This is a genomic window from Halohasta salina, assembly GCF_024178165.1.
GTDB lineage: Archaea > Halobacteriota > Halobacteria > Halobacteriales > Haloferacaceae > Halohasta > Halohasta salina.
Genome location: NZ_JAMZIE010000003.1, coordinates 439,639 through 462,308, shown reverse-complemented (window position 1 = coordinate 462,308; position 22,670 = coordinate 439,639). Strand labels below are relative to the sequence as shown.

Annotated in this window: 30 protein-coding genes; 14 read left to right on the top strand and 16 right to left on the bottom strand. The window is 65.4% G+C overall.

The annotated features are described in order from the left end of the window. Positions 1-18 precede the first annotated feature (18 nt). Positions 19-279 (bottom strand): helix-turn-helix domain-containing protein, encoded by a 261-nt coding sequence (locus tag NKJ34_RS09670; protein WP_253738085.1) that lies wholly within the window; start codon positions 277-279, stop codon positions 19-21. 141 nt (positions 280-420) lie between these two features. On the opposite strand from NKJ34_RS09670, the gene pan1 reads away from it, so the two are divergent. Beyond that, positions 421-1,635 (top strand): proteasome-activating nucleotidase Pan1, encoded by a 1,215-nt coding sequence (gene pan1, locus NKJ34_RS09665; protein WP_253738084.1) that lies wholly within the window; start codon positions 421-423, stop codon positions 1,633-1,635. A 30-nt stretch (positions 1,636-1,665) separates the two neighbouring features. Here pan1 and NKJ34_RS09660 read toward each other — a convergent pair whose 3' ends face one another. Continuing rightward, entirely contained in the window at positions 1,666-1,899 is a 234-nt protein-coding gene (locus NKJ34_RS09660) for a DUF2061 domain-containing protein (protein ID WP_253738083.1), read from the bottom strand. Positions 1,900-1,993: 94 nt separating this feature from the next. On the opposite strand from NKJ34_RS09660, the gene nth reads away from it, so the two are divergent. Continuing rightward, complete coding sequence (nth, locus tag NKJ34_RS09655) at positions 1,994-2,680, top strand: endonuclease III (RefSeq protein WP_253738082.1); 687 nt, start codon at positions 1,994-1,996, stop codon at positions 2,678-2,680. Positions 2,681-2,730: 50 nt separating this feature from the next. Here the strand turns inward: nth and NKJ34_RS09650 are convergent, their stop codons facing one another. Both NKJ34_RS09650 and dph2 read right to left on the bottom strand, forming a co-directional pair. Next, positions 2,731-3,210: a DUF7321 family protein gene (locus NKJ34_RS09650; protein ID WP_253738081.1), complete on the bottom strand. Its 480-nt coding sequence runs from the start codon at positions 3,208-3,210 to the stop codon at positions 2,731-2,733. 72 nt (positions 3,211-3,282) lie between these two features. Continuing rightward, positions 3,283-4,341, bottom strand: a complete 1,059-nt coding sequence (dph2, locus tag NKJ34_RS09645; protein WP_253738080.1) for a diphthamide biosynthesis enzyme Dph2 — start codon at positions 4,339-4,341, stop codon at positions 3,283-3,285. A gap of 174 nt (positions 4,342-4,515) precedes the next feature. Here dph2 and NKJ34_RS09640 point away from each other — a divergent pair, with 174 nt between their 5' ends. The 8 genes from NKJ34_RS09640 to NKJ34_RS09605 all read left to right on the top strand — a co-directional run bounded on the left by NKJ34_RS09640 (position 4,516) and on the right by NKJ34_RS09605 (position 9,331). Then, positions 4,516-5,397, top strand: a complete 882-nt coding sequence (locus NKJ34_RS09640; protein WP_253738079.1) for a DUF7319 domain-containing protein — start codon at positions 4,516-4,518, stop codon at positions 5,395-5,397. Positions 5,398-5,461: 64 nt separating this feature from the next. Beyond that, positions 5,462-6,100 carry a halocyanin domain-containing protein gene (locus NKJ34_RS09635; protein ID WP_253738078.1) on the top strand — a complete coding sequence of 213 codons (639 nt, stop codon included), beginning with the start codon at positions 5,462-5,464 and terminating at the stop codon, positions 6,098-6,100. Further along, positions 6,100-6,489: a DUF7318 family protein gene (locus tag NKJ34_RS09630; RefSeq protein WP_253738077.1), complete on the top strand. Its 390-nt coding sequence runs from the start codon at positions 6,100-6,102 to the stop codon at positions 6,487-6,489. Before NKJ34_RS09635 ends, NKJ34_RS09630 begins: the two co-directional genes overlap by 1 nt. A 3-nt stretch (positions 6,490-6,492) precedes the next feature. Next, on the top strand, positions 6,493-7,287 hold the full coding sequence (locus NKJ34_RS09625) for a cytochrome b (RefSeq protein ID WP_253738076.1): 795 nt from the start codon (positions 6,493-6,495) through the stop codon (positions 7,285-7,287). A 4-nt stretch (positions 7,288-7,291) separates the two neighbouring features. Further along, positions 7,292-8,059 (top strand): cytochrome b family protein, encoded by a 768-nt coding sequence (locus NKJ34_RS09620; RefSeq protein WP_253738075.1) that lies wholly within the window; start codon positions 7,292-7,294, stop codon positions 8,057-8,059. Between the two features lie 44 nt (positions 8,060-8,103). Beyond that, on the top strand, positions 8,104-8,466 hold the full coding sequence (locus tag NKJ34_RS09615; RefSeq protein WP_253738074.1) for a DUF7315 family membrane protein: 363 nt from the start codon (positions 8,104-8,106) through the stop codon (positions 8,464-8,466). A 4-nt stretch (positions 8,467-8,470) separates the two neighbouring features. Further along, positions 8,471-8,746 (top strand): DUF7314 family protein, encoded by a 276-nt coding sequence (locus NKJ34_RS09610; protein ID WP_253738073.1) that lies wholly within the window; start codon positions 8,471-8,473, stop codon positions 8,744-8,746. A gap of 87 nt (positions 8,747-8,833) precedes the next feature. Beyond that, positions 8,834-9,331 carry a hypothetical protein gene (locus tag NKJ34_RS09605; RefSeq protein ID WP_253738072.1) on the top strand — a complete coding sequence of 166 codons (498 nt, stop codon included), beginning with the start codon at positions 8,834-8,836 and terminating at the stop codon, positions 9,329-9,331. 1 nt (position 9,332) lies between these two features. On the opposite strand, the gene NKJ34_RS09600 is transcribed toward NKJ34_RS09605, so the two are convergent. From NKJ34_RS09600 to NKJ34_RS09575, 6 genes are all read right to left on the bottom strand, one after another. Then, complete coding sequence (locus tag NKJ34_RS09600) at positions 9,333-9,770, bottom strand: DUF7313 family protein (RefSeq protein WP_253738071.1); 438 nt, start codon at positions 9,768-9,770, stop codon at positions 9,333-9,335. 2 nt (positions 9,771-9,772) lie between these two features. Then, entirely contained in the window at positions 9,773-10,483 is a 711-nt protein-coding gene (locus NKJ34_RS09595) for an NAD(+)/NADH kinase (protein WP_253738070.1), read from the bottom strand. Between the two features lie 75 nt (positions 10,484-10,558). Further along, complete coding sequence (locus NKJ34_RS09590) at positions 10,559-11,182, bottom strand: DUF420 domain-containing protein (protein WP_253738069.1); 624 nt, start codon at positions 11,180-11,182, stop codon at positions 10,559-10,561. Between the two features lie 54 nt (positions 11,183-11,236). Beyond that, positions 11,237-12,292: an NAD(P)-dependent glycerol-1-phosphate dehydrogenase gene (locus tag NKJ34_RS09585; protein WP_253738068.1), complete on the bottom strand. Its 1,056-nt coding sequence runs from the start codon at positions 12,290-12,292 to the stop codon at positions 11,237-11,239. Between the two features lie 91 nt (positions 12,293-12,383). Continuing rightward, positions 12,384-13,058 (bottom strand): metal-dependent transcriptional regulator, encoded by a 675-nt coding sequence (locus NKJ34_RS09580; protein ID WP_253738067.1) that lies wholly within the window; start codon positions 13,056-13,058, stop codon positions 12,384-12,386. Positions 13,059-13,104: 46 nt separating this feature from the next. Next, complete coding sequence (locus tag NKJ34_RS09575; RefSeq protein WP_253738066.1) at positions 13,105-14,298, bottom strand: threonine synthase; 1,194 nt, start codon at positions 14,296-14,298, stop codon at positions 13,105-13,107. Between the two features lie 113 nt (positions 14,299-14,411). On the opposite strand from NKJ34_RS09575, the gene NKJ34_RS09570 reads away from it, so the two are divergent. Both NKJ34_RS09570 and NKJ34_RS09565 read left to right on the top strand, forming a co-directional pair. Next, complete coding sequence (locus NKJ34_RS09570) at positions 14,412-15,389, top strand: alpha/beta fold hydrolase (RefSeq protein WP_253738065.1); 978 nt, start codon at positions 14,412-14,414, stop codon at positions 15,387-15,389. Between the two features lie 34 nt (positions 15,390-15,423). Then, positions 15,424-16,695, top strand: coding sequence for an FAD-dependent oxidoreductase (locus tag NKJ34_RS09565; RefSeq protein ID WP_253738064.1), 1,272 nt, complete (start codon positions 15,424-15,426; stop codon positions 16,693-16,695). Between the two features lie 6 nt (positions 16,696-16,701). Here NKJ34_RS09565 and NKJ34_RS09560 read toward each other — a convergent pair whose 3' ends face one another. Together NKJ34_RS09560 and NKJ34_RS09555 are read right to left on the bottom strand one after the other, a co-directional pair. Next, positions 16,702-17,742 (bottom strand): NAD(P)-dependent alcohol dehydrogenase, encoded by a 1,041-nt coding sequence (locus NKJ34_RS09560; RefSeq protein ID WP_253738063.1) that lies wholly within the window; start codon positions 17,740-17,742, stop codon positions 16,702-16,704. 109 nt (positions 17,743-17,851) lie between these two features. Beyond that, a complete protein-coding gene (locus NKJ34_RS09555) occupies positions 17,852-18,544 on the bottom strand; it encodes a metallophosphoesterase (protein ID WP_253738062.1) in 693 nt (230 codons plus the stop codon). 85 nt (positions 18,545-18,629) lie between these two features. Between NKJ34_RS09555 and NKJ34_RS09550 the strand changes: the two genes are divergently transcribed. After that, the gene (locus tag NKJ34_RS09550; protein ID WP_253738061.1) at positions 18,630-19,415 is read left to right on the top strand and encodes a DUF7839 domain-containing protein; all 786 of its coding nucleotides are present in this window, start codon (positions 18,630-18,632) and stop codon (positions 19,413-19,415) included. Positions 19,416-19,459: 44 nt separating this feature from the next. Here NKJ34_RS09550 and NKJ34_RS09545 read toward each other — a convergent pair whose 3' ends face one another. Continuing rightward, on the bottom strand, positions 19,460-20,245 hold the full coding sequence (locus NKJ34_RS09545) for a PHP-associated domain-containing protein (protein ID WP_253738060.1): 786 nt from the start codon (positions 20,243-20,245) through the stop codon (positions 19,460-19,462). Positions 20,246-20,352: 107 nt separating this feature from the next. Here NKJ34_RS09545 and NKJ34_RS09540 point away from each other — a divergent pair, with 107 nt between their 5' ends. After that, entirely contained in the window at positions 20,353-20,661 is a 309-nt protein-coding gene (locus NKJ34_RS09540; protein ID WP_253738059.1) for a DUF7565 family protein, read from the top strand. Between the two features lie 142 nt (positions 20,662-20,803). Here NKJ34_RS09540 and NKJ34_RS09535 read toward each other — a convergent pair whose 3' ends face one another. The 3 genes from NKJ34_RS09535 to ftsZ are packed head-to-tail and all read right to left on the bottom strand — an operon-like array spanning position 20,804 to position 22,627. Continuing rightward, the gene (locus tag NKJ34_RS09535) at positions 20,804-21,241 is read right to left on the bottom strand and encodes a transcription elongation factor Spt5 (protein WP_253738058.1); all 438 of its coding nucleotides are present in this window, start codon (positions 21,239-21,241) and stop codon (positions 20,804-20,806) included. Next, positions 21,241-21,414: a protein translocase SEC61 complex subunit gamma gene (locus tag NKJ34_RS09530; protein ID WP_253738057.1), complete on the bottom strand. Its 174-nt coding sequence runs from the start codon at positions 21,412-21,414 to the stop codon at positions 21,241-21,243. The genes NKJ34_RS09535 and NKJ34_RS09530 overlap by 1 nt, the downstream gene beginning before the upstream one ends. Positions 21,415-21,463: 49 nt before the next feature. Then, positions 21,464-22,627, bottom strand: coding sequence for a cell division protein FtsZ (gene ftsZ / locus NKJ34_RS09525; protein ID WP_253738056.1), 1,164 nt, complete (start codon positions 22,625-22,627; stop codon positions 21,464-21,466). Between the last annotated feature and the right edge of the window lie 43 nt (positions 22,628-22,670).

Sequence of the window (22,670 nt, the reverse complement as noted above, 5' to 3'; positions counted from 1 at the left end):
TAGTGACCGGCTACTACGCTAAATATCGAGGCTGTAGAGTCGTTTGCGGGCGTCGGAGAAGGAAAACCGGGAGTCGACGACGCCGGCGTCTTCGAGCCGACTCAGCGCGTACCGGACCGTCCGGGGCGGCAACAGCGTCTCCTCGGCGAGTTCGCTCTGGGTGAGCGTGTCGTTGTACTCCAGTACCTTGGCGACGAGCTTCGCGCTCGGCGGCAGGTCACGGACGTCGGCCCACCGGTCCGCAGTGTCGTCGGCCGATACGGTCTCTGGCGCGCTCATAGATGTCGATTACTCTGGAATGCTGTATGATAATACTTACTATAAATTCGTATTACCTTAGAGCATGCTGCGGTGACGACGGCCGACCGTGAGGGGACGCCGACCCGAAACCTCTTGGTACTCACCGTCTTAGTACCGTCGATGACTGACACCGTGGACGACGTCGAACTACCCTACGAGGAGACGGCGTCCCGCCAAGACAAGATCGAGGCGCTGCAGGAACGGCTTGGCGTCATCGAGTCCCAAAACGAGGAGATGCGGGACAAGCTGTTGGACGCCAACGCGGAGAACAACAAGTACAAACAGAAGTTAGAGCGGCTGACTCACGAGAACAAGAAGCTCAAACAGTCACCGCTGTTCGTCGCCACCGTCCAGGAACTCTCCGACGAGGGCGTCATTATCAAACAGCACGGCAACAATCAGGAGGCCCTGACCGAGGTCACCCCCGAGATGCGCGAGGAGCTCGAACCCGACGCCCGCGTGGCGGTCAACAACTCGCTGTCGATCGTCAAACGACTCGACAACGAGACTGACGTGCGCGCCCGCGTGATGCAGGTCGACCACAGCCCCGACGTGACCTACGAGGACATCGGCGGCCTCGAAGACCAGCTCCAGGAGGTCCGAGAGACCGTCGAGATGCCGCTGGACCGTCCGGAGATGTTCACTGAGGTCGGCATCAATCCGCCGTCGGGCGTGCTACTGTACGGCCCGCCGGGGACCGGCAAGACGATGCTCGCCAAGGCAGTTGCCAACCAGACCAACGCGTCGTTCATCAAGATGGCCGGCTCCGAGTTGGTCCACAAGTTCATCGGCGAGGGCGCGAAACTCGTCCGGGACCTCTTCGAGGTCGCCCGCGAGAACGAGCCCGCCGTCATCTTCATCGACGAGATCGACGCCATCGCCTCGAAGCGCACCGACTCGAAAACGTCGGGCGACGCCGAGGTCCAGCGGACGATGATGCAGTTGCTCTCCGAGATGGACGGCTTCGACGAACGCGGTGATATTCGACTCATTGCGGCGACCAACCGTTTCGATATGCTCGATCCCGCCATCCTGCGGCCGGGGCGGTTCGACCGCCTCATCGAGGTGCCGAAACCCGAAGCCGACGGCCGGGAAATCATCTACCAGATCCACACCCGGAACATGAACGTCTCCGACGACGTCGACTTCGCCGAACTCGCCGAGCTGGCGACCGACGCCTCCGGCGCGGATATCAAGGCCGTCTGTACGGAGGCCGGGATGTTCGCGATCCGCGACGACCGCACCGAGGTCTACCGTCAGGACTTCGTCGACGCCTGGGAGAAGATCCAGGTCGACGGCGACGAGGACGTCGGAAGTTCGCTTGCCTTCGCCTGACGACCGGGAGGCACGGTTCGTCCGGCGTTGTCAATTCGGCTGTGAGACGCCCCACGTGATGTGATCCCACAGTCGCTCGTAGGCGTAGTAGGTCACTGTTTTGACGAGGTTCGCTGCGATCCCGATATTGAGCGCGCTGGCAACATTGCCGACGAAAACCCATGCGACGACGACGGTGATCAGCACCATCACCAACCGGTAACAAACCGTTTTCACGAGCGCCCGCTTCCGCGCCTGTATCGCCGACCGCGAAAATACCTGCATGCCCCGGCTACGGAGTCGTCTCTGATAAGTACTGTCCGACCGACCGGCATGTCGACTCCGAACCACTCAACAGGCTACCCGTCAACAGGACAGTATGGGCACGCGACTCGACAGTCGACACGACCAAACGCTCGAAGTCATCGACCGACTCCACGACGCCTACCCCGATACGACGATCTCGCTGAACTTTTCGAGCCGGTTGGAACTCCTGATCGCGGTGATGCTGTCGGCCCAGTGTACCGACGAGCGCGTGAACAAAGTCACCGCTGAGTTGTTCGACAAGTACGATGGAGCCGAGGAGTACGCGGCGGCCGATCAGGAGGAACTCGCCGAGGACATCTCCTCGATTACCTACTACAACAACAAGGCGAAATACATCCGCTCGGCCTGTACAGACATCATCGAGGAACACGACGGCGAGGTCCCGGATTCGATGGACGACCTCACGGACCTGATGGGCGTCGGCCGCAAAACGGCCAACGTCGTCCTCCAACATGGCCACGAGATCGTCGAGGGGATCGTCGTCGACACCCACGTCCAGCGCATTTCCCGCCGACTGGGCATCACCGAGGAAAAACGACCGGAAGCCATCGAACAGGACCTCATGCCAATCGTCCCCGAAGAGGACTGGCAGTGGTACACCCATCTCATGATCACCCACGGCCGGGAGACCTGTACGGCGATCAACCCCGACTGTTCGGAGTGCCTGCTCGAAGACATCTGTCCGTCCTCGAAGGTCGACAACGAGGTCGACCTCGCCTCGGGCGAGCCGTGGGACTGACCGACCCTAATAGGTAGTCGCCGACTACTGAACACTCGGCACCGGTCTGGTTATAAAAGGTATCGGAGCACGTAGCGATAGATGCCGACCAGCCAGGCGGCGATCCAAAACAGCGTGTAACCGAAGACGCCCATCCGGAGGCGTGCGCGCCAGGCGCTCATGTTCTCGTGGAGATCGTTGAGGTCGATGTCCTGATCCGGGTTCGCATAGAGGTCGGCGTTCCGCTTGGCCTGAAAGATGCGGACGATGCCGGTCAACCCGACGACCAACAGTGCGTAGGCCTGCAAGCCGAGGAACGCATGCAGCGCCGAGAGGCCGCCAAGCTGGTCGAACAGCCGCGGCATCATCCACGTGACCATCGGTACCGTCGTCAGGGTCAGCCCGACGGCGATGAATTTGAGGTGGTGAGTGAGCACGTCCCAGGTCACCGTCTCGGCGTCGATCATGATCCACGCGCCGTAAAGGAAGAAGGGAAAGCTCGCAGTCACCGACAGGGCCGTCAGCGTCGCGATCGTCACGTCTTCGACCATTACCGACCGTTGGCCGTCGACGGTCTAAAACATCCGCATTTAGCCGTCAGTCACGGCCGCCGACCGGGTGGCTCACCACGTGCCGTGGAAGGTGTCGAACTCCAAGTCTTCGAGCGGCTTGTTGCCGACGGCGATCTCGTACTCGCCGGGGGTGAGCATCGGCTTGTTGAACCGCGGGCCGTCGTCGGTCGTGATCCGCGGACAGCCCGTATTGACGAAGGCGTCCATATCGAAGTTGAGGAGTCGGTCGGGGGTGACCTCGTCCATCGTAATGAGGTAGGCGTTCTCGTTGTTGTCGAGGATCTCCTCGGCGACCTCCCAGCGACCCTGCCCGATCTTGGTACAGAAGATGACGCCCCACTTCTCGGCGTCCATCGCCTTGTGGACCGTGGCGTACCGCTGTTTGAGGAACTTCTCGGGGTCCGCAATCGTCACGACGTTGTTGACCGGATCGGCGATGACGACGTTCTTCTCTTGGTGTTCCATCGCCAGCCCCATCGGGTGGAACTTGCCGCCCCCGACATAGAGGACTTGCTCGGCGTCGATGTCCGCCGAGGCGTAGTTGCAGCCGAGGACCTGTCCCTCGTAGGTGAGTCGGTCGTCCCCCCGCCGTGTGTGGACTTCATACCCTCTGTCTTCGAGCCAGTCGACCATCTCGCCGAAGCGGTTCATGTGCTGGGCGGTCGTCACCAGCCCCACGGCGGGGTCGTCGTCGGGGTCTTCGAGTTCGTCGAGGGACTCTTCGAGGATCGGGAAGGGGTCGACGTTCGAGAACAGCGGGACGTAGATGATCTTGTCCGACTCCTTCATCGGCGAGTGACCGAAGTGGACGAAGACATCGGTCCGCCGCATCAGGAACGTATCGAGGTCGCAGGCCCCGTAGCAGGGTTGGCCCGACAGCATGATCGTGATGTCGCGGTCGACGACCTCCCGGAGATCATCGGCGACCGCCGGGCCGCGGCGTTTGAGACCCTCGGGGAACTGGAGGCCGACCTTCTCGGCGTCCCGTTCCTCGATCTCCTCGACGATGCGTTCGAGTTCGTAATCCCACTCGCGGTCGTGCCGGAGGTTCATCCCCGTGTTCCGGAGGTCGCCCTCCGAATACCCGTCGTCGGTGGCGTCGTGGCTCATTACTTCCCGTTTCGAACCGAGACGTAAAACCACGACGTTTCGGCGGGGCGACAGCGACACTGGAACCCGTGTCGTCGACCGGGCGGTGGCAACCGATCGTCGTGTGGCGGCGACGGCGGCTCCGGACGGGAAAAACCGCTAGGCTAACATGGCTTCCGGCGTAACGTTCGGGCAATGAGCGACTCATCGGACGACCGGGCGGTCGACCACGCCGCGACCGACGCCGAGGCCGAACGCACCGCCGAGGCCGAGGCGACCGGCGATGCGGAGTCGGGCGAGGGGGCGGCTGACGGTGCGGCCACCGCGGCCGATGACCTCGAGGCGCTCCGCGAGCAGGTCGATGCCGAGTACGACTTCGAGGACTTCGGCCCGGCGGATATGGCCCGGATGAGCGCCGAAGAGTGGGAGGCGGCGTTCGACCCCGAGACGTGGATCACCGGCCCCGAACTCGTCGACCGCGTCGAGGCGGATCTCAAAGCCCGGATCGCCAGCCGGGATATCTTCGGCGTGATCGAACGGGAGTCCACCGAAGGGGGCAACCGCCTGCTGGTGTACTCCGACGAGGGGTATGCGACCGTCTCGCCGGACGGCACCGTCGAGGGGGAAGGCGGCATCCGGCGGGACGTCGAGCCCGTGGTGGCGATGTGTTCGATGGAGGAATACGAGGTCGGCGAGCCGCCGGCGGGGTACGAACTCCCCGCTCCGGAGTCGGTGCCCGAACAGACCGGCGAACTCGGCAACCTGATGATCCAGCTTATCGCCGGCATGCAACTGCTGGGCGGGGTTGGGCTGCTCGTGGCGTGGCTGGTGACCGACATCGGACTGGTCGCGCCGGTGATCGGCGGGCTGTTTCTGATCGTGGGTGTGCTGTTGTTCTCGCTGGTTGCCAACGCGCGGCTCTCCGACCGGTTCCGAGCCGAGCAGTACCGCAACCGATTGCGAGCGGTCGAAACCGAGGGATTCGACCGGCCGGAGGTCCCCGGTCGGACCGACGCGCCAGCAGTCGACACCGACGACGAGCGAGACAGCCGAGATCGCGAGACTGAGGGGGCGTAGCCCGCCGTATCTCGTCGGCGATAGTCGGTGGGTTTAAGCCCGACGCGTGCTGATTTAGTGCCGTATGAAACGGCGGGATTTCATCCGAACAGCGGGAGGCTCTGCCGCCGCCACGACGGCTGTTGCCGCCGGAAGCGGCACGGCCGCAGCCCAGACGGTTCAGCCGGATTTTGCTGAACTCGAAGGCGTCGATGGCGGTATTGAGGACCTCCGAGGCGAATCCGAGGTCACCGTAGAAGTCGGTGCCAGCGGTAACGGTGGCAACCTTGCGTTCTCCCCGGCAGGTATCTGGATCGACCCGGGAACGACCGTGATCTGGGAGTGGACCGGCGAGGGTGGCGACCACAACGTCGTGACCTCCGACGGCCCGGCGAGCCTCGAAAGCGAACTGCAGGCCGAGGCGGGAGCCACCTACGAGTTCGAGTTCACCGAAGAGCACGCGGGGATCACCAACTACCAGTGTGAACCACACGCCTCGCTGGGCATGCTCGGGGCGGTCGGGGTCGGCGAGGACGTCCCGACCGTCGAGGTCGGCGGTGGGGCTGGCGGTTGGCCCGAGGATCTGGCCCACGAGGCGGGCGTCCCGATCCAGAAACACTACGTCGGCATCGTCAGCTTCCTCGGCATCGCGGTGAGCCTCGTGTTCGCCTTCTACGTGCTAAAGTACGGCGAATCGCCGAACACAGGGCAGGGTGGTGCCTGATGTCGTCGTCCGGGAGTACCTACGGCGATATCCACCGCTACGAACCGGCAAGAGAGTCGACGGCGGCGGCCATCGGGATCGTCATGTTGACGCTGATCGAGGTCGTCCTCGTGTTCTTCTTCGTGTACTCGCTGGTCGCCGGCTGGGCCGGCACCGAGTTCGGCAACATGTTCGTCGGTGCACTGTTGGGGCTGATCTTCATCGATCTGGCGTTCATCCTCGCACTGTATCGTAAGGAGTTCCTGCCGGACGTGATGATCGTCAAGAAGCGCCGCCGGAAGTGGGAGGACCTCTACCTCGAAAGCGATCAGGTCGACGGTGTCCAACTGGGCGGCGAGCAGGCGTGGGACACGGTCAAACGAGCGATCTACCCATACTACAAACGATAACCAATGAGTTTAGAGAAAAAAGACGACTTCGACCACTACGGGTGGCTTAAAACGAAGGACCTGACTCCGATCGAGTCGGTCTTTCTGACGACGTTGGTGTTCCTCGATCGTCGACTCCGTATCGTCGACTACCTCGAGTTGCTGGAGGACGCCTACTACAAGGTCAACCTCCAGATGCCGAAGAGCCACACCGAACAGTACGATCTGGACAACAAGTTCTGGTACTGGTACCCCCTGTACTCGCTGGGCTTCTTCTCGACGCTGGCGTACATCGTCGCCGCGGTGTCGGGGGCGCTGTTGGGGTTCTACTACGCGCCGACGGCCGCAGGCGACCCCTCGGCGGCGTACAACTCCATCGAGATGATCATGACCGAACTCCAGTTCGGCTTCGCCCTGCGGAGCATCCACCGGTGGGCCGCCCAGATCATGATGGCCGCAGTGTTCCTCCACATGCTCCGGGTGTACTTCACCGGCTCCTACAAGGAACCGCGTGAGCTGAACTGGCTGCTCGGCATCATCCTGATCAGCCTCTCGATGGTCTTCGGCTACACCGGCTACCTGCTGCCGTGGAACCAGCTGGCGTTCTGGGCCGGCCAGATCGGCGTCGAGATGGCGCTTGCGACCCCGATCGTCGGGGAGTGGGCCGCCCAACTGCTGTTCGGTGGCTTCACACTCGGACAGGCAACGCTGATACGAATGTACATCCTGCACGTGTTCGTCCTGCCGTTCGTGGTGACGGCGCTGATCGCGCTCCACATCGGCATCGTCTGGGTGCAGGGCATCGCGGAGCCACACTAAGACAATGAGCGAAAACGAGACAACTGACGACGCTCGTACCGACGGCGGGGAAACCGGGATCGTCGCGCCGGACGACGAGGTCCCGACCTGGAGCGAACGGAAGGAACGGAAGGCCGGACTCTCCCGGCTGACCTACGAGTACTTCGAGCGCTCCCGTCGCGAGGACCAAGACCTCCGCAACGAGTCCGACTACGTCGAACGCGACGTGCTGGGCTTCCCGACATGGCCACACGAGATCATCCGGAACCTCTCGATCTCGATGTTCTTCGTCGGGATGATCGTCCTGATCGCGGCGGCGCTGCCGCCGAGCCTCGAAGCGCCGGCGGATCCGAGTTCCACCCCCGAGATCATCCTGCCCGACTGGTATCTCTACTGGTCGTTCGGGCTGCTCAAGCTGAACCCGCTGAACCCCGGGCTGGCCGTCCTCGACGGCGGCAAGCTGCTGTCCGACCAGCTGTACGGCGTCCTCGCGAACGTCGTCGTCGTCGGCGCGGTCGCGCTGCTACCTTACCTCAACAAGGGGAGTGCCCGCAGGCCGGTCGAACAGCCGTTCTGGGCGTCGATCGGTGTCGGGGGCGCGGTGTTCTCGATCACGATCGCGGCGCTGGCGGTCCAGAACCTGATCCCGCTGCCGCTGCCACTGCAGCTCAACATCGTGTTCGTCTTCCCGGTCGTCGCGGGGATCATCACCTACGCCGTCCTCAAGACGATGCGTGAAGGCTACATGTACGGGCTCAACCGCCGGTACTACATGCTGCGCCCGCCGAAATAAGCGGCAAACGCCGGCTATTAATCGGTGCGGTCCCTTCTATCCGTATGAGCGATTCCGACGCCGCAGGCGAGTCGACCGACGCCTCGCCGGGCCGGGGGCGTGACGTCGTCGTCCCCTTGCGGCTCTACAAGACGATCACGGTGTTTTCGACACTGATCGCGGCGACCAGCATCTTGGCCGGCTTCATCCTGCTCGATGCGGCCACCTTACAGGTAAGCGTGCTTCGGAGCCTGATCGTGCTGGCGATCGAGACGAGCGGGATCAGCCCCGATCAGGGGATCCTGACCGGGCTCCTCGGGGTGGTCGGCCTGAGCCTGATGGCCCTCGGGTCGGGCGTCTTCATCCTGAGCAGTCGGTTCCGGACCGCGGGAATGGGAAACAGTCAAGAGGACGCCGACGAAGCCTAGAACAATGGCTGATGAGTTCATCAAGGGGTTCGGAATCCTGACCGGAGCAGGGCTCGTCTGGATGGTGTTGGCTGGCTGGTACCAGACGCCATCCTTCTTCATGACGAACCAACTGATCGCCCCACCGCCGGAGCCGGGGAACGTGTTCGATGCGATCTCGATATTCCTCATCGACATCTTCCTGTGGACGGCGATCCTCGGGGCACTGACGTTCTGGCTGCTGATCCCGGCCGGTCGCGAGGCCGCCGCCGCGCTCGAAGAGCGACGCGAGTCGAGCTAACCGGCCCGGCCCGTCGAACCGTCGGAAGACTACAATCGCCCTTTTAGGTTTCCGGACGATAATAGCCGTCTCGACCCAACGAGGGGTATGACACACCCGCGAGAGCTGCGTCGTTCGCTCGCCGACTGTCCGCTGCAGGCGAGCAAGCTCATCGGGATCTGCCTCGGTCTGTTGGGCGGCGTCGCCGGCTTTCTCGGCGTCGTCGGCCCCGGCGGGGTCGACCTGTCGTCGATCGCCGAGGGGGCGATCCTCCCGCTGGTCGTCGTCCCGCTGGTCGGGGCGGCGCTGGCCGGCGTGGTCGTCCTCGAAACCCTCCACAGCAGTTACCGGGCGTTCCGTGCCGAGACCACCATCCGTCGACAGGTGGTCGACCGGGCCGGCTACACGCTGCTCCGGGCCATCGAGGCCGCCGTCGCGGTCGGCGGGCTGGTGGTCGTCTGGCGGCTGGTGTCGAAGCTCGCCAACGGGCCCATCCCGTCGACGGCGGGCGTCGACGTCGTGAGCGGCCTGTTGGCTGTTGGGGGTGGGATCCTCGCCGCGAGCCTGCTGCGGTCGGTGTACGAACTCTGGTACTTCGGCGGCTAACCTAGAAAATCAGGTCGAGATACGGCGAGTAGATCGGCTGGAACGCGTAGTACATCGCGTAGAAGAGCGTCAGCCCCGCCGCCAGCAGCGTTGCCTTTGGCCACTCGAATTCGAGGTCGTTGTCGGCCTCGACCTGTCGGCTCTCGTACTCGAAAACGTCGGCGACGAACAGCCCGAAGATCGGGATCATCATGATCATCCCGCTGATCGGCCGGTAGACGACGAACAGCAGTCCGAGGGTGACGATGCCCATCGTCGTAACCGTGTTGAGCGGGTGGCGAGTCAGCTGCTCGTCGTTGTCGGCCTGCCAGGATTGCCGGCGGTTTTCGAGGATCCGGGCCCCGATGTTCGCTACGACGAGCACCAAGATAGCGATTGGCATGATCGGTCCGATGGTCTCGATCCAGCCCAGTGGAACGAGAAACTGCAGTGGGTCCATATCTACGAGTGGGGCAACGACTCATTAGAGTTTTTCCAATTGCGACAGTCGACCAGCGACAGCGCCGGCGCGGGTTCGATGTCGGCGGTGAACCCGACCCCGGCGGCGGCCAGCCGGTCGGTGTCGGCGAAGACGTCGACCGCGTCGTCGCGCTCGACGCGGATCGACAGCGGGGGCTGGAGCACCCACGCGTCGGCGATCGTCGCAAACGGGGCGATGGGGACGACCGCGAGGCCGGTCCCGAAGGCCAGTTGCGGGCCGCCGGCGGCCCGTGCGTAGCCGCCGCTGCCCAACGGCGTGGCGACGACGACGCCGTCGGCCCGGAACGTGGCATGGGTCCGGCCGTCGACCGACACCGTGTACTCCGAGATCCTCGCCGGCTCGCTCGTCACCAGCGTCACGTCGAAGGCGGCACTCGCGGCGGTGTCGCCGACCGAGACGGCCAGCGGCGTGGCCTCGACGGTCGGCAGCGCGTCGACGGTCTCGCCGGCCACCAACTCCGGCACCGCCTCGGGGTCGGGGCTCCAGTCGGCGTCGAGGCCCGCCGGCAGGATCGGCCGCGACTCGCCGCGAGCCGCACAGTCGGTCAGCGGATCCTCGCCGACCGTGACGAGGAGGTCGGCCCGATCGGGGTCGACGGCGAGCCCGTCGGCGGCGTCGATCGCCGCGGCGAGGTGGTCGTCGACACCGGCAAGCGCGATCGAGAGAGTCATTTCAGGACGATTCTCCGAGTAGGAACTGCCTACGTCTATCGGACGGCCGGTACAAATTCCCGTCGGGTCGACACATTAGGCCGCGATAAACTCCCAGGCGTAGAGGTGGTTCAACAGGAGGTAGGTAACGACGCCGAGGAACAACGAGAGGATCCACGCGCTCGCTGCGAGTCGGCCGACCCGCCGGTGTGGCGTCTCGGTCCGGAGCTCCTCGGGAGTGTGGGTCACCCCGAGGACGATCGCGTACAACACCAGCGGGACCGAGAGGATCGACAGCAGGATGTGGATCGCCAACATCAGTAGGTAGGCGGGGTAGACCCACTCCCACAGCGGGACCCACGCGTAGGACGATTCGAGGACGAACTCCTTGGTGCCGCCGCCGGCGACCTTTGGGAGGTACAACGAGAGGAACAGCAGGATGAGGGCGAAGGAGGCGATCATCGCGCGGGCGTGTTTCTTCACCTCGTCGTTGCGGATCCAGTACCAGCCGAGCGACAGCAGCACGACGGCCGTCGAGTTGACGACCGCGATGGCGTCGGCCAGCAGGTTGACCTGCGCGAGGCTCAGCCGTGGGAACAGCGCCTGCACCGAGGGGACGACAAAGGCCCCGACGACCGCGGCGTAGCCGACCACCGACAGCAGCGCCGTGACGGCTTTCGGGTGGGCCCGGACCGGCCCGTCGACCAACGGAGTATCCATACAGCGGGTTGGAACCGCCCGCCTATCGGTCTTCGGATTTCCTGCGGCGAGGAGTCAGTCGCCGTCGATGACGCCGGTGACGGTCGCGGTCTCGTAGGCGGCATCGAGGCTGACGCCGTTGCCGAGGATCGTATACCGGTCGCGGATCTCGTGGGCGGTCGTCAGCGCTTCGAGGACGTCGTCGTCGCTGATACCGAGCTCCGCGGCCGTCGTCGGGGCGTCGATGCTCCGGAGGGCATCGCGGATCGCCCGCCAGCGACCGTTGTGGCCGGAATGGAGGTACTCGGTGAGGATCGAGCCGACGCCGACCTGATGGCCATGGAGGGCTTCGCCGGGGGCGATCCGGTCGAGCTGGTGGGAAAACAGGTGTTCGGCGCCGGAGGCCGGCCGCGAGGAGCCGGCGATCGACATCGCCACCCCCGAGGAAACCAGCGCCTTGACCACGATCCACGCCGACTCTTCGAGATTGGGCCGGATCGAGTCGGCGTTGTCGACCAACATTTCGGCGGTCATCTCCGAGAGCGCACCGGCGTACTCGGAGTACTCGACGTTTTTGAGGCGCTTGGCCAGCCGCCAGTCCCGGACCGCGGTGTAGTTGGAGATGATGTCCGCACAGCCCGCGCTCGTCAGTTCCCACGGCGCTTTGGCCATGATTTCGGTGTCGGCGACCACCGCCAGCGGCGGGTCGGCGGCGACGCTGTGACGGGTGTTGCCCTCGGGAACCGAGGAGCGACCGGAGACGATGCCGTCGTGGCTAGCCGCGGTGGGGACCGAGACCAGCCCGCAGTCGAGCTCGTCGGCGGCCATCTTGGCGATGTCGATGGGTTTGCCGCCGCCGAGACCGATGAGGTAGTCGGCGGCCTCGGCTTGGGCCGTCTCGATGACGCGCTCTATCGACTCGAAGCTCGCCGTCTCGACGATGATCGTCGACGAGTCGGGGACCTGTGTCCGAACTCGGTCGCCCGCCAACTCGTTGGGAGTCGGGCTCGTGATGATCAGTGGCTCGCCGGTGAGATGGAGGTCCGTGATCGCCGCCCCGAGTTCGTCGACCACGCCGTGGCCGACGACGACGTTCCGGGGGAGTTTGATCCACGTCGACTTCTCGAACATGGTCGCCCCAACGGGAGCCGGCGGTGAAACCGTTTGTGTCTCCGGCCGCGAGAAGCCGTGGTAGTCGGTGACTACTCCGGTGACGGAATCGTTAGGCCGTCTCTTCGAGGGGCGGTTCGACCCGGATCGAGCGGGCGACCGACTCGGGGAGGCTCTGTTCGGCGCCCTCCGGAGTGCGGACGGTAACCATTCCGAAGGGGGCGACGTCGACGATTTCGAGTTCGGTTCGGGGGGTGATCCCCGCGTCTTCGAGGTAGGCGAGCTCCTCGTCGTTGCGGTCGCTGACGCGGGCGACAACCACGCGGTCGCCCTCGCCGAACTCGCTGAGGGCGACCGAGTCGTCTTCGGCCAGCGGTTCGAGATCCGCATCCGGGATCGGGTCGCCGTGGGGGTCGACCGTCGGGTAGTCCAGCGTTTCAGCAACCCGGCGCTCGAACTCCTCGGAGATGTGGTGTTCGAGCCGGTCGGCCTCGTCGTGGACCTCGCTCCAGGAGTAGTCGAGCCGCTCGGTCAGGAACGTCTCCAGCAGGCGATGGTGACGGATGACTTCGAGGGCGACAGTCTCGCCTTCGGGAGTGAGTTCGACGCCCTTGTACTTCTCGCGGTCGACCAGTCCGTGGTCTTCGAGCTTGCCGACCATGCTGGTGACCGTCGGTGGGGTCTTGTCCAGATACTCCGCGATCGCGGAGGTCGAGACGGGCGGAGCACCCTCGACCTGAAGCACGTAGATCGCCTTCAGGTAGTCCTCCATCACGTCGCTGAGCATATCCCCAGTATCGGTGTCGGCGGCAAATAGCTACCGGGTCGGGCGACTAGATCCCTTGGCCCATCAGGTGGCTCCGAAGCACGTCCGGGCTTTTGGCCCCCGACTCGGTGTTGAGCAGGACCACGGTCTCGTCGCCGGAGAAGGCGTCGGCTTCGTGCCACTCCCAGGCGCCCGCGGCGGCCGCACCGCCGGCCGGCCCCATCTCGACGATCTCATGGCGGGCGACCGTCGTCGCCGATCCGAGGCTATCGCTGTCGTCGACGGTCACCGCCTCGCCATCGAGCCGACGGAGGGCGTCGACGGCTTCGGCCCCACCGGCCGGGTCGGTGACCTCCAACTCGCCGATGATCGTGTCGGGATGGGCCCACGGCTCGGGGTCGTCGAGGCCGCGCTCGAACGCGGCCGCGATCGGCCCACAGCTCGTCGGCTGGACCGCGACGATTGTCGGGGTCTCGTCGACTGCACCGACCTCGACGAGTTCCTCGAACCCCGTGGCGATTCCCGCAATGAGTTCCCCGGTGCTCGTCGGGACGAAGACGACGTCGGGCAGCGCGCCGAGGTCGGCGTACAGCTCGAAGGCGACCGTCTTGGCTCCCTCGTGGCGGTAGGGAGTGGCAAACTCCTGCAGCGAATAGTAGTCGGTGGCTAACTGGTCGTCGACCGCGCGTGCGGCGTCGGGATACCGGCCGCCGACGACGCGCATCTCCCCGCCGTGGACGTTGATCAGCGCCTTGTTCGAAAACGCCGTCCGTGAGGGAACGAAACTGTAGGACCGCAAGCCGAGCCGACCGGCATAGGCGGCAGCCGACTGGCCGCTGTTGCCGGTCGAGGCCAGCGCCAGCGGTTCGAGAGCCTCGGGATCGTCGTGGCCCGCGATTGCGGTCACCGCGAGGCTCATCCCTCGATCGTAGACCGTCCCGGTCGGGTTCCGCCCCTCGTCTTTGATGTAGACCTCGCCAACGCCGAGTTCCTCCGTCAGCGAGTCGGCCGCAACGAGCGGCGTCGACCCCTCGGCGGCGGTGATCGCCGCGGTTCGGGGGAACGGCAGCAGGGCGTCGAACCGCCAGTGGCCGACGCCGGCCGCGGTGGCCCCGAAGAGGTCGGCGGGGTCGACCGCATCGTACTCGTAGGTCGGCTCTAGCCGGCCCCCACAGGCGGGGCAGCCGTCGACGGTATCGAAGGGGGCCACCGAGCCACAGTCAGTGCAGCCGAGGCCCGCGAACGCTGGCGTCTGCTCCATACCGACCGTTGCCACGGGACCGACTAAGCCCTTCCCGTCGGCACCCGGCCGCGATTACCACAAGCAATAATATCGCACCAAAATTTATACTGGCTCTGAACCCCCTGCGAGGTATGGACCCGTCGACGAGTCGGCGCCAAGCGCTCCAGTTGGGCGGCACGGCGCTGGCTGCCGGGCTTGCGGGCTGTCTCGGTAGCGATGCCCCGGAGGGAACGCTGGATTTCGATGGGCTCGATCGGATCAACGAGACGACGCTGCCGCGGCGGCGGAAGTACAGAACCCACGGCGTGACGTTTCCGAAGTACCGACAGTACACCGCCGACGACGCCGACACGGTGGTGATCCTGCTTCACACTGCTGGGTTCGACAGCCGGCTGTTGCAGCCACTTGCGGCCGCGATCGCCGACTCCGGGGCCGCACACGTCTTCACGCCGGATCTGCGGGGCCACGGCCCGGAGCCGGAACGACGCGGCGACGTCGACTACATCGGCCAGTACGAAGACGACGTCAGAAGCCTGGTCCAGAACGTCGAGTTGCTTTTTCCCGACGCGAAGATCGTCCTCGGCGGCCACGGGGCCGGTGGGGGGATCGCCGTCAGGTTTGCCGCCCCGCCGGTCGGCAGGTTAGTCGACGGCTACCTGCTTTTGGCCCCGTTCCTCGGTCTCGGGGCCCCGACGACCCGGGAGGCCCTCGGCGGCTGGGCGTCGTTCTACATGGACCGGATCGTCATGCTCCGGGTGTTGACCGGCTTCGGGTTCGAGACCTACAGCGACATGACGGTCGTCGAGTTCGACCTTCCGGACGACGACTGGAACGGGACCGGGACCCCCGAGCACAGCTACCGGCTGATGGCGTCGTATATGGCCTCCGAGGAGAGCGTCGAGACGATGGTCGACCGCCCCACGCTGACGGTTGCCGGGACGGCCGACGAAACCGCCCACGCCGACGCCTACGAGCCGCTGTTTTCGGACCACCCGGTCGCCGACGTGGAACTCCTCGACGGGGTGACGCATCTCGAAACGGTGCTCACCGAGGCCGCGGTCGACCCGATCGTCGAGTGGCTGGACGACGCGGTGGAACGCGAACAGTAGCAGTTCCTTTGTATCGGCCGGTCGAAGGGTGGGTATGAGTCGTTCCGTTGTCGTCGTGGGAGGCGGGCTTGCCGGCCTCGTTGCGGCGCGACAGCTCGCCGAGGCGGGGGCGGACGTGACGGTGTACGAACAGCGGGAGACCGTCGGGGGGCGGGTGCGGTCCCGGCGACGGCAGGGGTGTCTGCTCGACCGCGGCTTTCAAGTGTTACTCACTGGCTACCCCGCGGTGCGCCGGGAGCTCGACCTCGAAGCGCTCGATCTCCGGTCGTTCAAGCCGGGGGCAGTCATCGCCCGGCCCGGCCGACGGTCGGTGCTGTCGGATCCGCTCCGGGATCCGACCGCCACGATCGACAGTCTCACCAACACCGAGGTCACGACGACCGACAAACTCCGAACGCTCGCACTCCGACAGGACCTCTCGACCCGCGACTACGAGACGCTGCTGGAGCGGCCGGACGCCTCGATCAGGGCGTGGCTCCGGGAGTGGGGGTTTTCGGAGCGCTATCTCTCGAACTTCGTTGCGCCGTTCTACGGCGGGATCACCCTCGACCGCTCGCTGGGCACCTCCAAACGGGTCTTCGAGTACACGTTCAAGGCGCTCAGCGAGGGCGGGACCGCCGTCCCAGCCGGCGGAATGGGTGCGATCACCCGCCAGCTTGCCGATCGGGCCGCAGCCGCGGGAGCGACCATCGAGACCGGCGAGGCAGTGACCGAACTCACGCCGAAGCGACGGCACGCCGTCGTCGACACCGACACCGACCGGCGAGCGGTCGACGCGGTCGTCGTCGCCACTCCCCCGCGGGTCGCCGCCCGTCTCACTGGCAACGAGGATATTCCGACCGAGGGGATCGGCTGTGTCACCCAACACTACCGACTCCCCGACGGACCGCCACTCGATACGGGCAAGCGGATCCTGCTCAACGTCGGCGACACCGCGCCGAACACGATCGTCCCGATCTCGGAGGTCGCCCCCGAGTATGCCGACAGCGGCGGCCGCTTGCTGAACGCGACGTTCCTCGGCGACGATCCCTTCGACACGCCGAGCGACGAACTGGCCGAAACGACCCGTGAAACGCTCGAGGCGTGGTACCCAGACCGGGAGTTCGACCGGCTCGAACCGCTGGCGACCGATCGCATCCCGTTCGCGCAGTTCGCCCAGCCGCCGGGTATCCACGACTCGCTGCCCGACGTTCGGGACGGCGGCCCGCGGACCTACCTCGCCGGCGAGTACACCGAGTGGTCCTCGATTCAGGGGGCGATGAAAAGCGGCCGCGAGGCCGCCGAGGCGGTGTTAGAAGACTTCTAACTTCGATTAGGGAGTGATTACCGCGCGGCCTTCGATCTCGCCGTGCTCCAGTTTTTCGGCGACCTCATTGATGTCTCCGAGGTCGTAGCGGGTGGTGTGCAGGTCGACGGCGCCGCGTTCAACCAGCGCGACCAGTTCCTGGAGTTCGGCGTAGCGGCCGACGATGTTGCCGACGAAGGAGAACTCGCCGTTGACCAGCGCCTGTGCGGGTTCGTGGACGTGGCCGCCGTAGCCGATGATGTGGTGGTCGCCGCCGGCCGCACAGATATCGGGTGCTAGCGCCGTCGTCTCGTCGGCCCCGACGAAATCGAGCACTTGGGCTGCGCCGGTCCCGTCGGTGATGTCGCCGATGGCGTCGGCGACGTCCTCGCTTTCGGGGTCGACAGTGTAGTGTGCGCCCAGCTCGTCGGCGAGGTCACGGGCGGCCCCTTTGATGTCCACCGCGACGATGTCCGCGGCGCTCATCGATTCGAGACACTGCAGGCCGATGTGGCCGAGGCCGCCGATCCCGATGACGACCGCGGCGTCGCCGGGGTTGAGCCCGCCGACAGCCTTCTTCGCGGCGTGATAGGCGGTGATCCCCGCGTCGGCGTGGGGCGCGATGTCGGCCGGGTCGACGCCGTCGGGCAGCGGAATCACCGACCGCTCGCTCGTGTGGAGTTCGTCGGCGAACCCCCCATCGGTGGTGAGGCCGTTGAACGCGTCGTTTTCACAGTACATCGTCTCGCCCTGCCGGCAGGGCCGGCAGGTACCACAGGTCTGGACCGGATGGCAGATCACCTGGTCGCCCTCCGAGACCAGCTGGACCTCCTCGCCGACCTCAACAACGGTGCCGGCGTTCTCATGGCCCAGTGTCATCGGGAGGGGTTGGGGAACGTACTGCTCCCACATCCCCTCGATGATATGATTGTCCGTCTGACACCACCCCGCCCCTTCTACCTCGACGATGACGTCGTCGCTGTGTTCTACCTGCGGCCTGTCGATCTCGTCGATCGATAGTCCGTTCGACATGTCATCCGTGTACTCGTGGAGTCTGGCTGCTTTCATGATCCATGGTATCGTTCGAGGCAAATTGCATTATAGTTAATTATAATTAGGACGAACATAATGGTTTGCTGTCAGCTACCGTCCGGTGGGTACTGCTCGTGACCCGGTATCACAGGAGTCGACGGAACTCGCCGAGCGGCGGAAACCGGAACGTTTCCCCGGCGTCGGCGTCCCAAACGGTCGGCTGCAGCGAGCCGACCGACGACACGAGCGGCGACTGGAAAGCGTCGCCGTGTAGGCGGTTGAGTTCCGTGCCGCCGGCGAGTCGGGTGAACGCCGGCAGGACGAGCAGTTCGTTCCCGCGGTACCCCTCAGGGTCGACACAGAGACAGGGCCGCTTGCGGCCCTCGATAGTGATCGCCGGATGGTCGTGGCCGATCAGATACCGCTTGCCCCGCAGGTTGGGTTCGGTGTGGCCGTGACAGATCACGGTGCCGTCGTTGAGTTTTACTGCCGAGTCGACGCCCGCCGGCCAGACCGTATCGAGGAGTCGATCGTGGTTTCCCTCGATGGCGATCACGTCGACGTCGGCGTCGACACACCGGTCGTACAGTTCGGCGACGGTCTCGTCGACCCCGGAGGGAACGGTCGAAAAACTGTGGAGGATGTCGCCTGCGAACACGACCGTCGACGGCTCGAAGGTCGCCCGGAGCCGGGCCAGCCGGTCCAGCAGGTCGTCCCGTTCGTCGAGCGGAGCCGAGACGTTCGAGACGGCCGCCCGGCCGAGGTGGAGATCCGCCAGCACCAGCGTCTCGGTCCCGGGGAGATACACCGCCCGATCGCGGAAGGCGAACTCGTCCACACGACCGCTCGGTAGGCAGCGCCTAAAACGCCACCGCCGGCGCGTGCCCGCGGGGCTTTTAATGTCCCCGGACGGACAGGGAGACATGAGCGACGCGCTGGCCGACAAGCGAACCGCCACCCGGTTCCGTGTGCTCGTCGAGATCGCCGATCGACAGCCCGCGGTGAGTCAGGGCGAGATCGCCGACGCGGTCGGCGTCACCAGTCAGGCCGTCAGCGAGTACATCCGTGAGTTGGTCGACGACGGCCTCGTGACCAAGGAGGGCCGCTCGCGGTACTCCGTGACCAAGGAGGGCGTCGACTGGCTGTTCCAGCAGGCCAACTCGCTGCAGCGGTACGCCGAACACGTCACCGGCGACGTGCTCGGGACCGTCCAAGAGGACACCGCGATCGCAACCGCTCCCATCGAGGCCGGCGACGCCGTCACCATCTCCGTTCAGGAGGGACTGCTCCACGCGACCCCCGGCGAATCCGGCCCTGCAACGGGAGTGGCGACGACCGACGCCGCCGAAGGAACCGACGTCAGCATCACCTCCTTCGAGGGTGTCATCGATATGAGCGCCGGCAGTGTGACGGTCGTCCAGATCCCGCCGGCTCGCGAAGGGGGGAGCCGCGCGGTCGACACCGACGCCCTCGCCGACACGTGTGGACACGCTGACCTCGTCGTCGCGGCGGGCGTCGAGGCCGTCGTCTCGCTGCGGGCGGTCGACCACGAGCCGGCGGTCACCGTCGCCGCCGGCGAGGTCGCCGCCGCGGCCGCCGCCGTCGGCCGAAACGTTGCCGTCGTCGCCTCGACTGACACCATCGGCCGGGTGACCGACGCACTCCGGGACGGGAACGTTTCCTACGAGGTCACGAACCCCGTAGCCTGAGGCTACCGGTCAGTAACTAGTTGCTACCACGGGGAGAGGTTCGATCAGTAGACGCTGACGTCGTCGAACCGGCCCTCGTAGACGAGGTTCCTCGGGTGGGTCGGCTCGTCGCCCGACAGCAGGAGGCGGTCGACTTTCTCCCAGCTGTTTTCGTAGGCGAGGTGGGCGAACTCGGCGGCGCTACGGAGCCGGTGGCCGACGCCCGAGCGGTGTTGGACGCGCCGGGCTGCCGCGGACGTGAGCGCCTCGACCAGTGCGGCTTCGCTGTCGACGGCGGTCTCGAACAGCGTCCAGGCCTCGCCGACCGTCCCGGCGAGGTGGGCATACGAGGAGCCGAACGTCGGTAGATCGAGGTCGGCGGCGATCCGCTGGCCGCGGCGGTTCTGGTAGGCCCGGAGCTTCGCGTTGTAGGTCTCGATGGCGTCGATCCGGGCGGCGTGGGCCCGGATTTCGGGCCACGTCAGACTGACGTTCATAAACGAGGGGTGAGGAACAACTACGGCTGCGTCCTGTCGGTCGCATTCGGCCATCGCGGCCTCGAAGGTGATGAAATCCGCCACGGGTTCGGTGAGGCCGATCGCCAGCAGGTGCCGCCGGTTGTTCCAGTCGCCGGTGAAGATTTCCCGGGCGGGAACCACGAGCAGTTCGTCGTCGCTGTAGTGGTCGGCCTGCTGTCGGATCTCCGGCAGACGCGTGAAGTGGGGTGCGTAGACGAGCACGTCGACGCCGCGACGTTTGGCACGCGCGACCACCTCGTCGGTAAGGATTTTGACGTGCATGTCGACGCGTGTCGTAGGCGACTCGGTCACGACCACCGGTTGCGAGCCCATCCATTAGAGAATGCCGTTTCGCCTCCGGTCGCGGTCGGAGCGGCCGCCGGCAACCGCGTGTCTGACGCACGAAAACCGTTATACCCACCGGGGACGAGGCCTCTTGTATGCCCGGCTGGCGCTGTGGAATCGATGACTGCGATCGGGGATTCGAGGACGTCGAGTCGCTGATCATCCACCAGACGACCGAACACGAGAAACACGAGTGTCAGGTCTGTGGCACGCTCATCCCGGACGGCTACTTCGCGATCCGCCACGTCTTCGACGAACACACCCGCGCGGAGTACGTCCGGGCCTACGATGCCGACTCGGCGGCCGTCCGCCGCCGCGAGGAGATCCAAGCCGACGTCGAGTCGACGGCCGATCTCAACGCCGTGGTCGACGAACTCGACGGCACGCCGAGACAGGTCGACTGACTGATCTCGGGACTCGTTTCTGACGGCGCTGGTTTACGAAACGAGAGGTAAAATCGCCGCCAGCCGCAGTTCTGGCTTCCTGTTCGTTACCGCTTTCGGGGTCTGCTCACGGGCCAAAGGCCCGTTCGCATGGTCTGAGGAACTACCGTTCCTCGCTGTCCAGTACGCGGATCTGGTCGCCGCGGACGGTGACCGGGATCGGGACGGTGGCCTCGTAGAGTTCGACGGTCACCTGGTCTTTGCCCTCGTCGATCCGCTGGACGCGGGCCTTCTCGCCCTGGAAGGGACCGGCGATGAGTTCGACGATGTCGCCCTCGGCGATCCCCTCGACGTCGGGGGTCGGCGAGAGGAAGTGTTCGACCTCCGCGATCCCGGATTCGCCGGGGACGATCGAGCGGGCATGTGGGATCTCGTCGAAGAGGCGTTCGAGGGCGGCGGTGCCGTCGGCCTCGACCATCACGTAGCTCGTCAGCGAGTCCGGCGAGAGGACGGCGTGGATCTCGTCGGCCTCCTTGCTGGCGATCATGTCAGCGACGGTCTGCTCCTGCCGTGCGGTGGTTTTGACGGCGTAGATACCCATCAGACACCACCGGGGAGGAAGCTCATGATCGCGAAGATGACGAAGCCGATGAATCCGATCAGGATGATCCCGGCACCGGCGATCTTCGAGACCTGTGAGAACTCGTTCCACGAGGGCGTACTCGCCAACTTCAGCACGCGAATGTAACTGTTGAGATCGAACGGGACGTTCATGTTGCCGACGCTTCGGCGGCGGGCTTTTTCTATCTATTGGTCCGGAACGCTACTCGACGTAGTCGATGTCGTCGCCCTCGGAGACGGCCTCGGGGCTGGCGGCCCCCTCGGGAGCGGCGGTCGTCTCGCTGCTGCCGTAGATCTGCGGGGAGTCGACGCCGGTGACGACGATCATCGTCCGCATGCTGCCTTCGAGTTCCTCGTCGATCGAGGTCCCCCAGATGATCCGGGCGTCGGGGTCGATCCGGTCGTAGATCTCCTCGACGACACCCTCGGCCTCCTCGATGGACATGTCGTTGCCACCGGTGACGTTGACCAGCGCCGAGTTCGCCCCCGAGATGTCGACGTCGAGCAGGGGCGACCGGAGCGCGCTTTTGACCGAGTCTTGGGCCTTCGATTCCGAATCGGACTCGCCGAGACCGATCATGGCGACACCACCCTTCTCCATGACGGTCCGCACGTCGGCGAAGTCGAGGTTGACGAGGCCGGGCTTTGTTATGAGCTCGGTAATTCCCTTGACCGACCGCATCAGCACCTCGTCGCTGACCTGAAACGCTTGGCGGACCGGCATCTTCCCGACGGCATCCAGCAGCCGGTCGTTGGGGACGACGATGACCGTATCACTCACGTCGCGCAGGCGTTCGAGGCCGGCCTCGGCGTTGGTCCGGCGGACCTCGCCCTCGGCGGTGAAGGGCGTCGTGACGATCGAGATCGTAAGCGCGCCCGAATCACGGGCGGCCTTGGCGACCACGGGCGCCGAGCCGGTACCGGTGCCACCGCCGAGACCCGCCGTCACGAAGACCATATCCGAGCCCTCGATGGCGTCGTAGATCTCCTCTTGGCTTTCGAGGGCAGCTTCTTCACCCACTTGCGGAAGCGATCCGGCGCCACGTCCCTGGGTTTTCTGCTTGCCCATCAGGATCTTGGTGTCGGCCTCGATGTTCACGAGGTGCTGGACATCGGTGTTGGCGGCGACCAGTTTCGCGCCGTGGATCCCCTCCTCGTGCATCCGGTTGACGGTGTTGCCGCCACCGCCGCCACAGCCGACGACCGTGATGTCCGTCTGGAGGTCCTGTAACACATCACGCAGTTCGTCGTCGGTCATCATCCCCGACTGTGGCGCGCCGCTGGAGGGGCTTCCGCCGGTGACGTCCTCGGAGGCCTCTTCGGGCTCCTCGGCCTCGTCGATCGCGTCCTCAACGATAGAGTCCATTAGTATAACCGTGCCTTGCGGACCGAGCGTATTTATCTTTCCC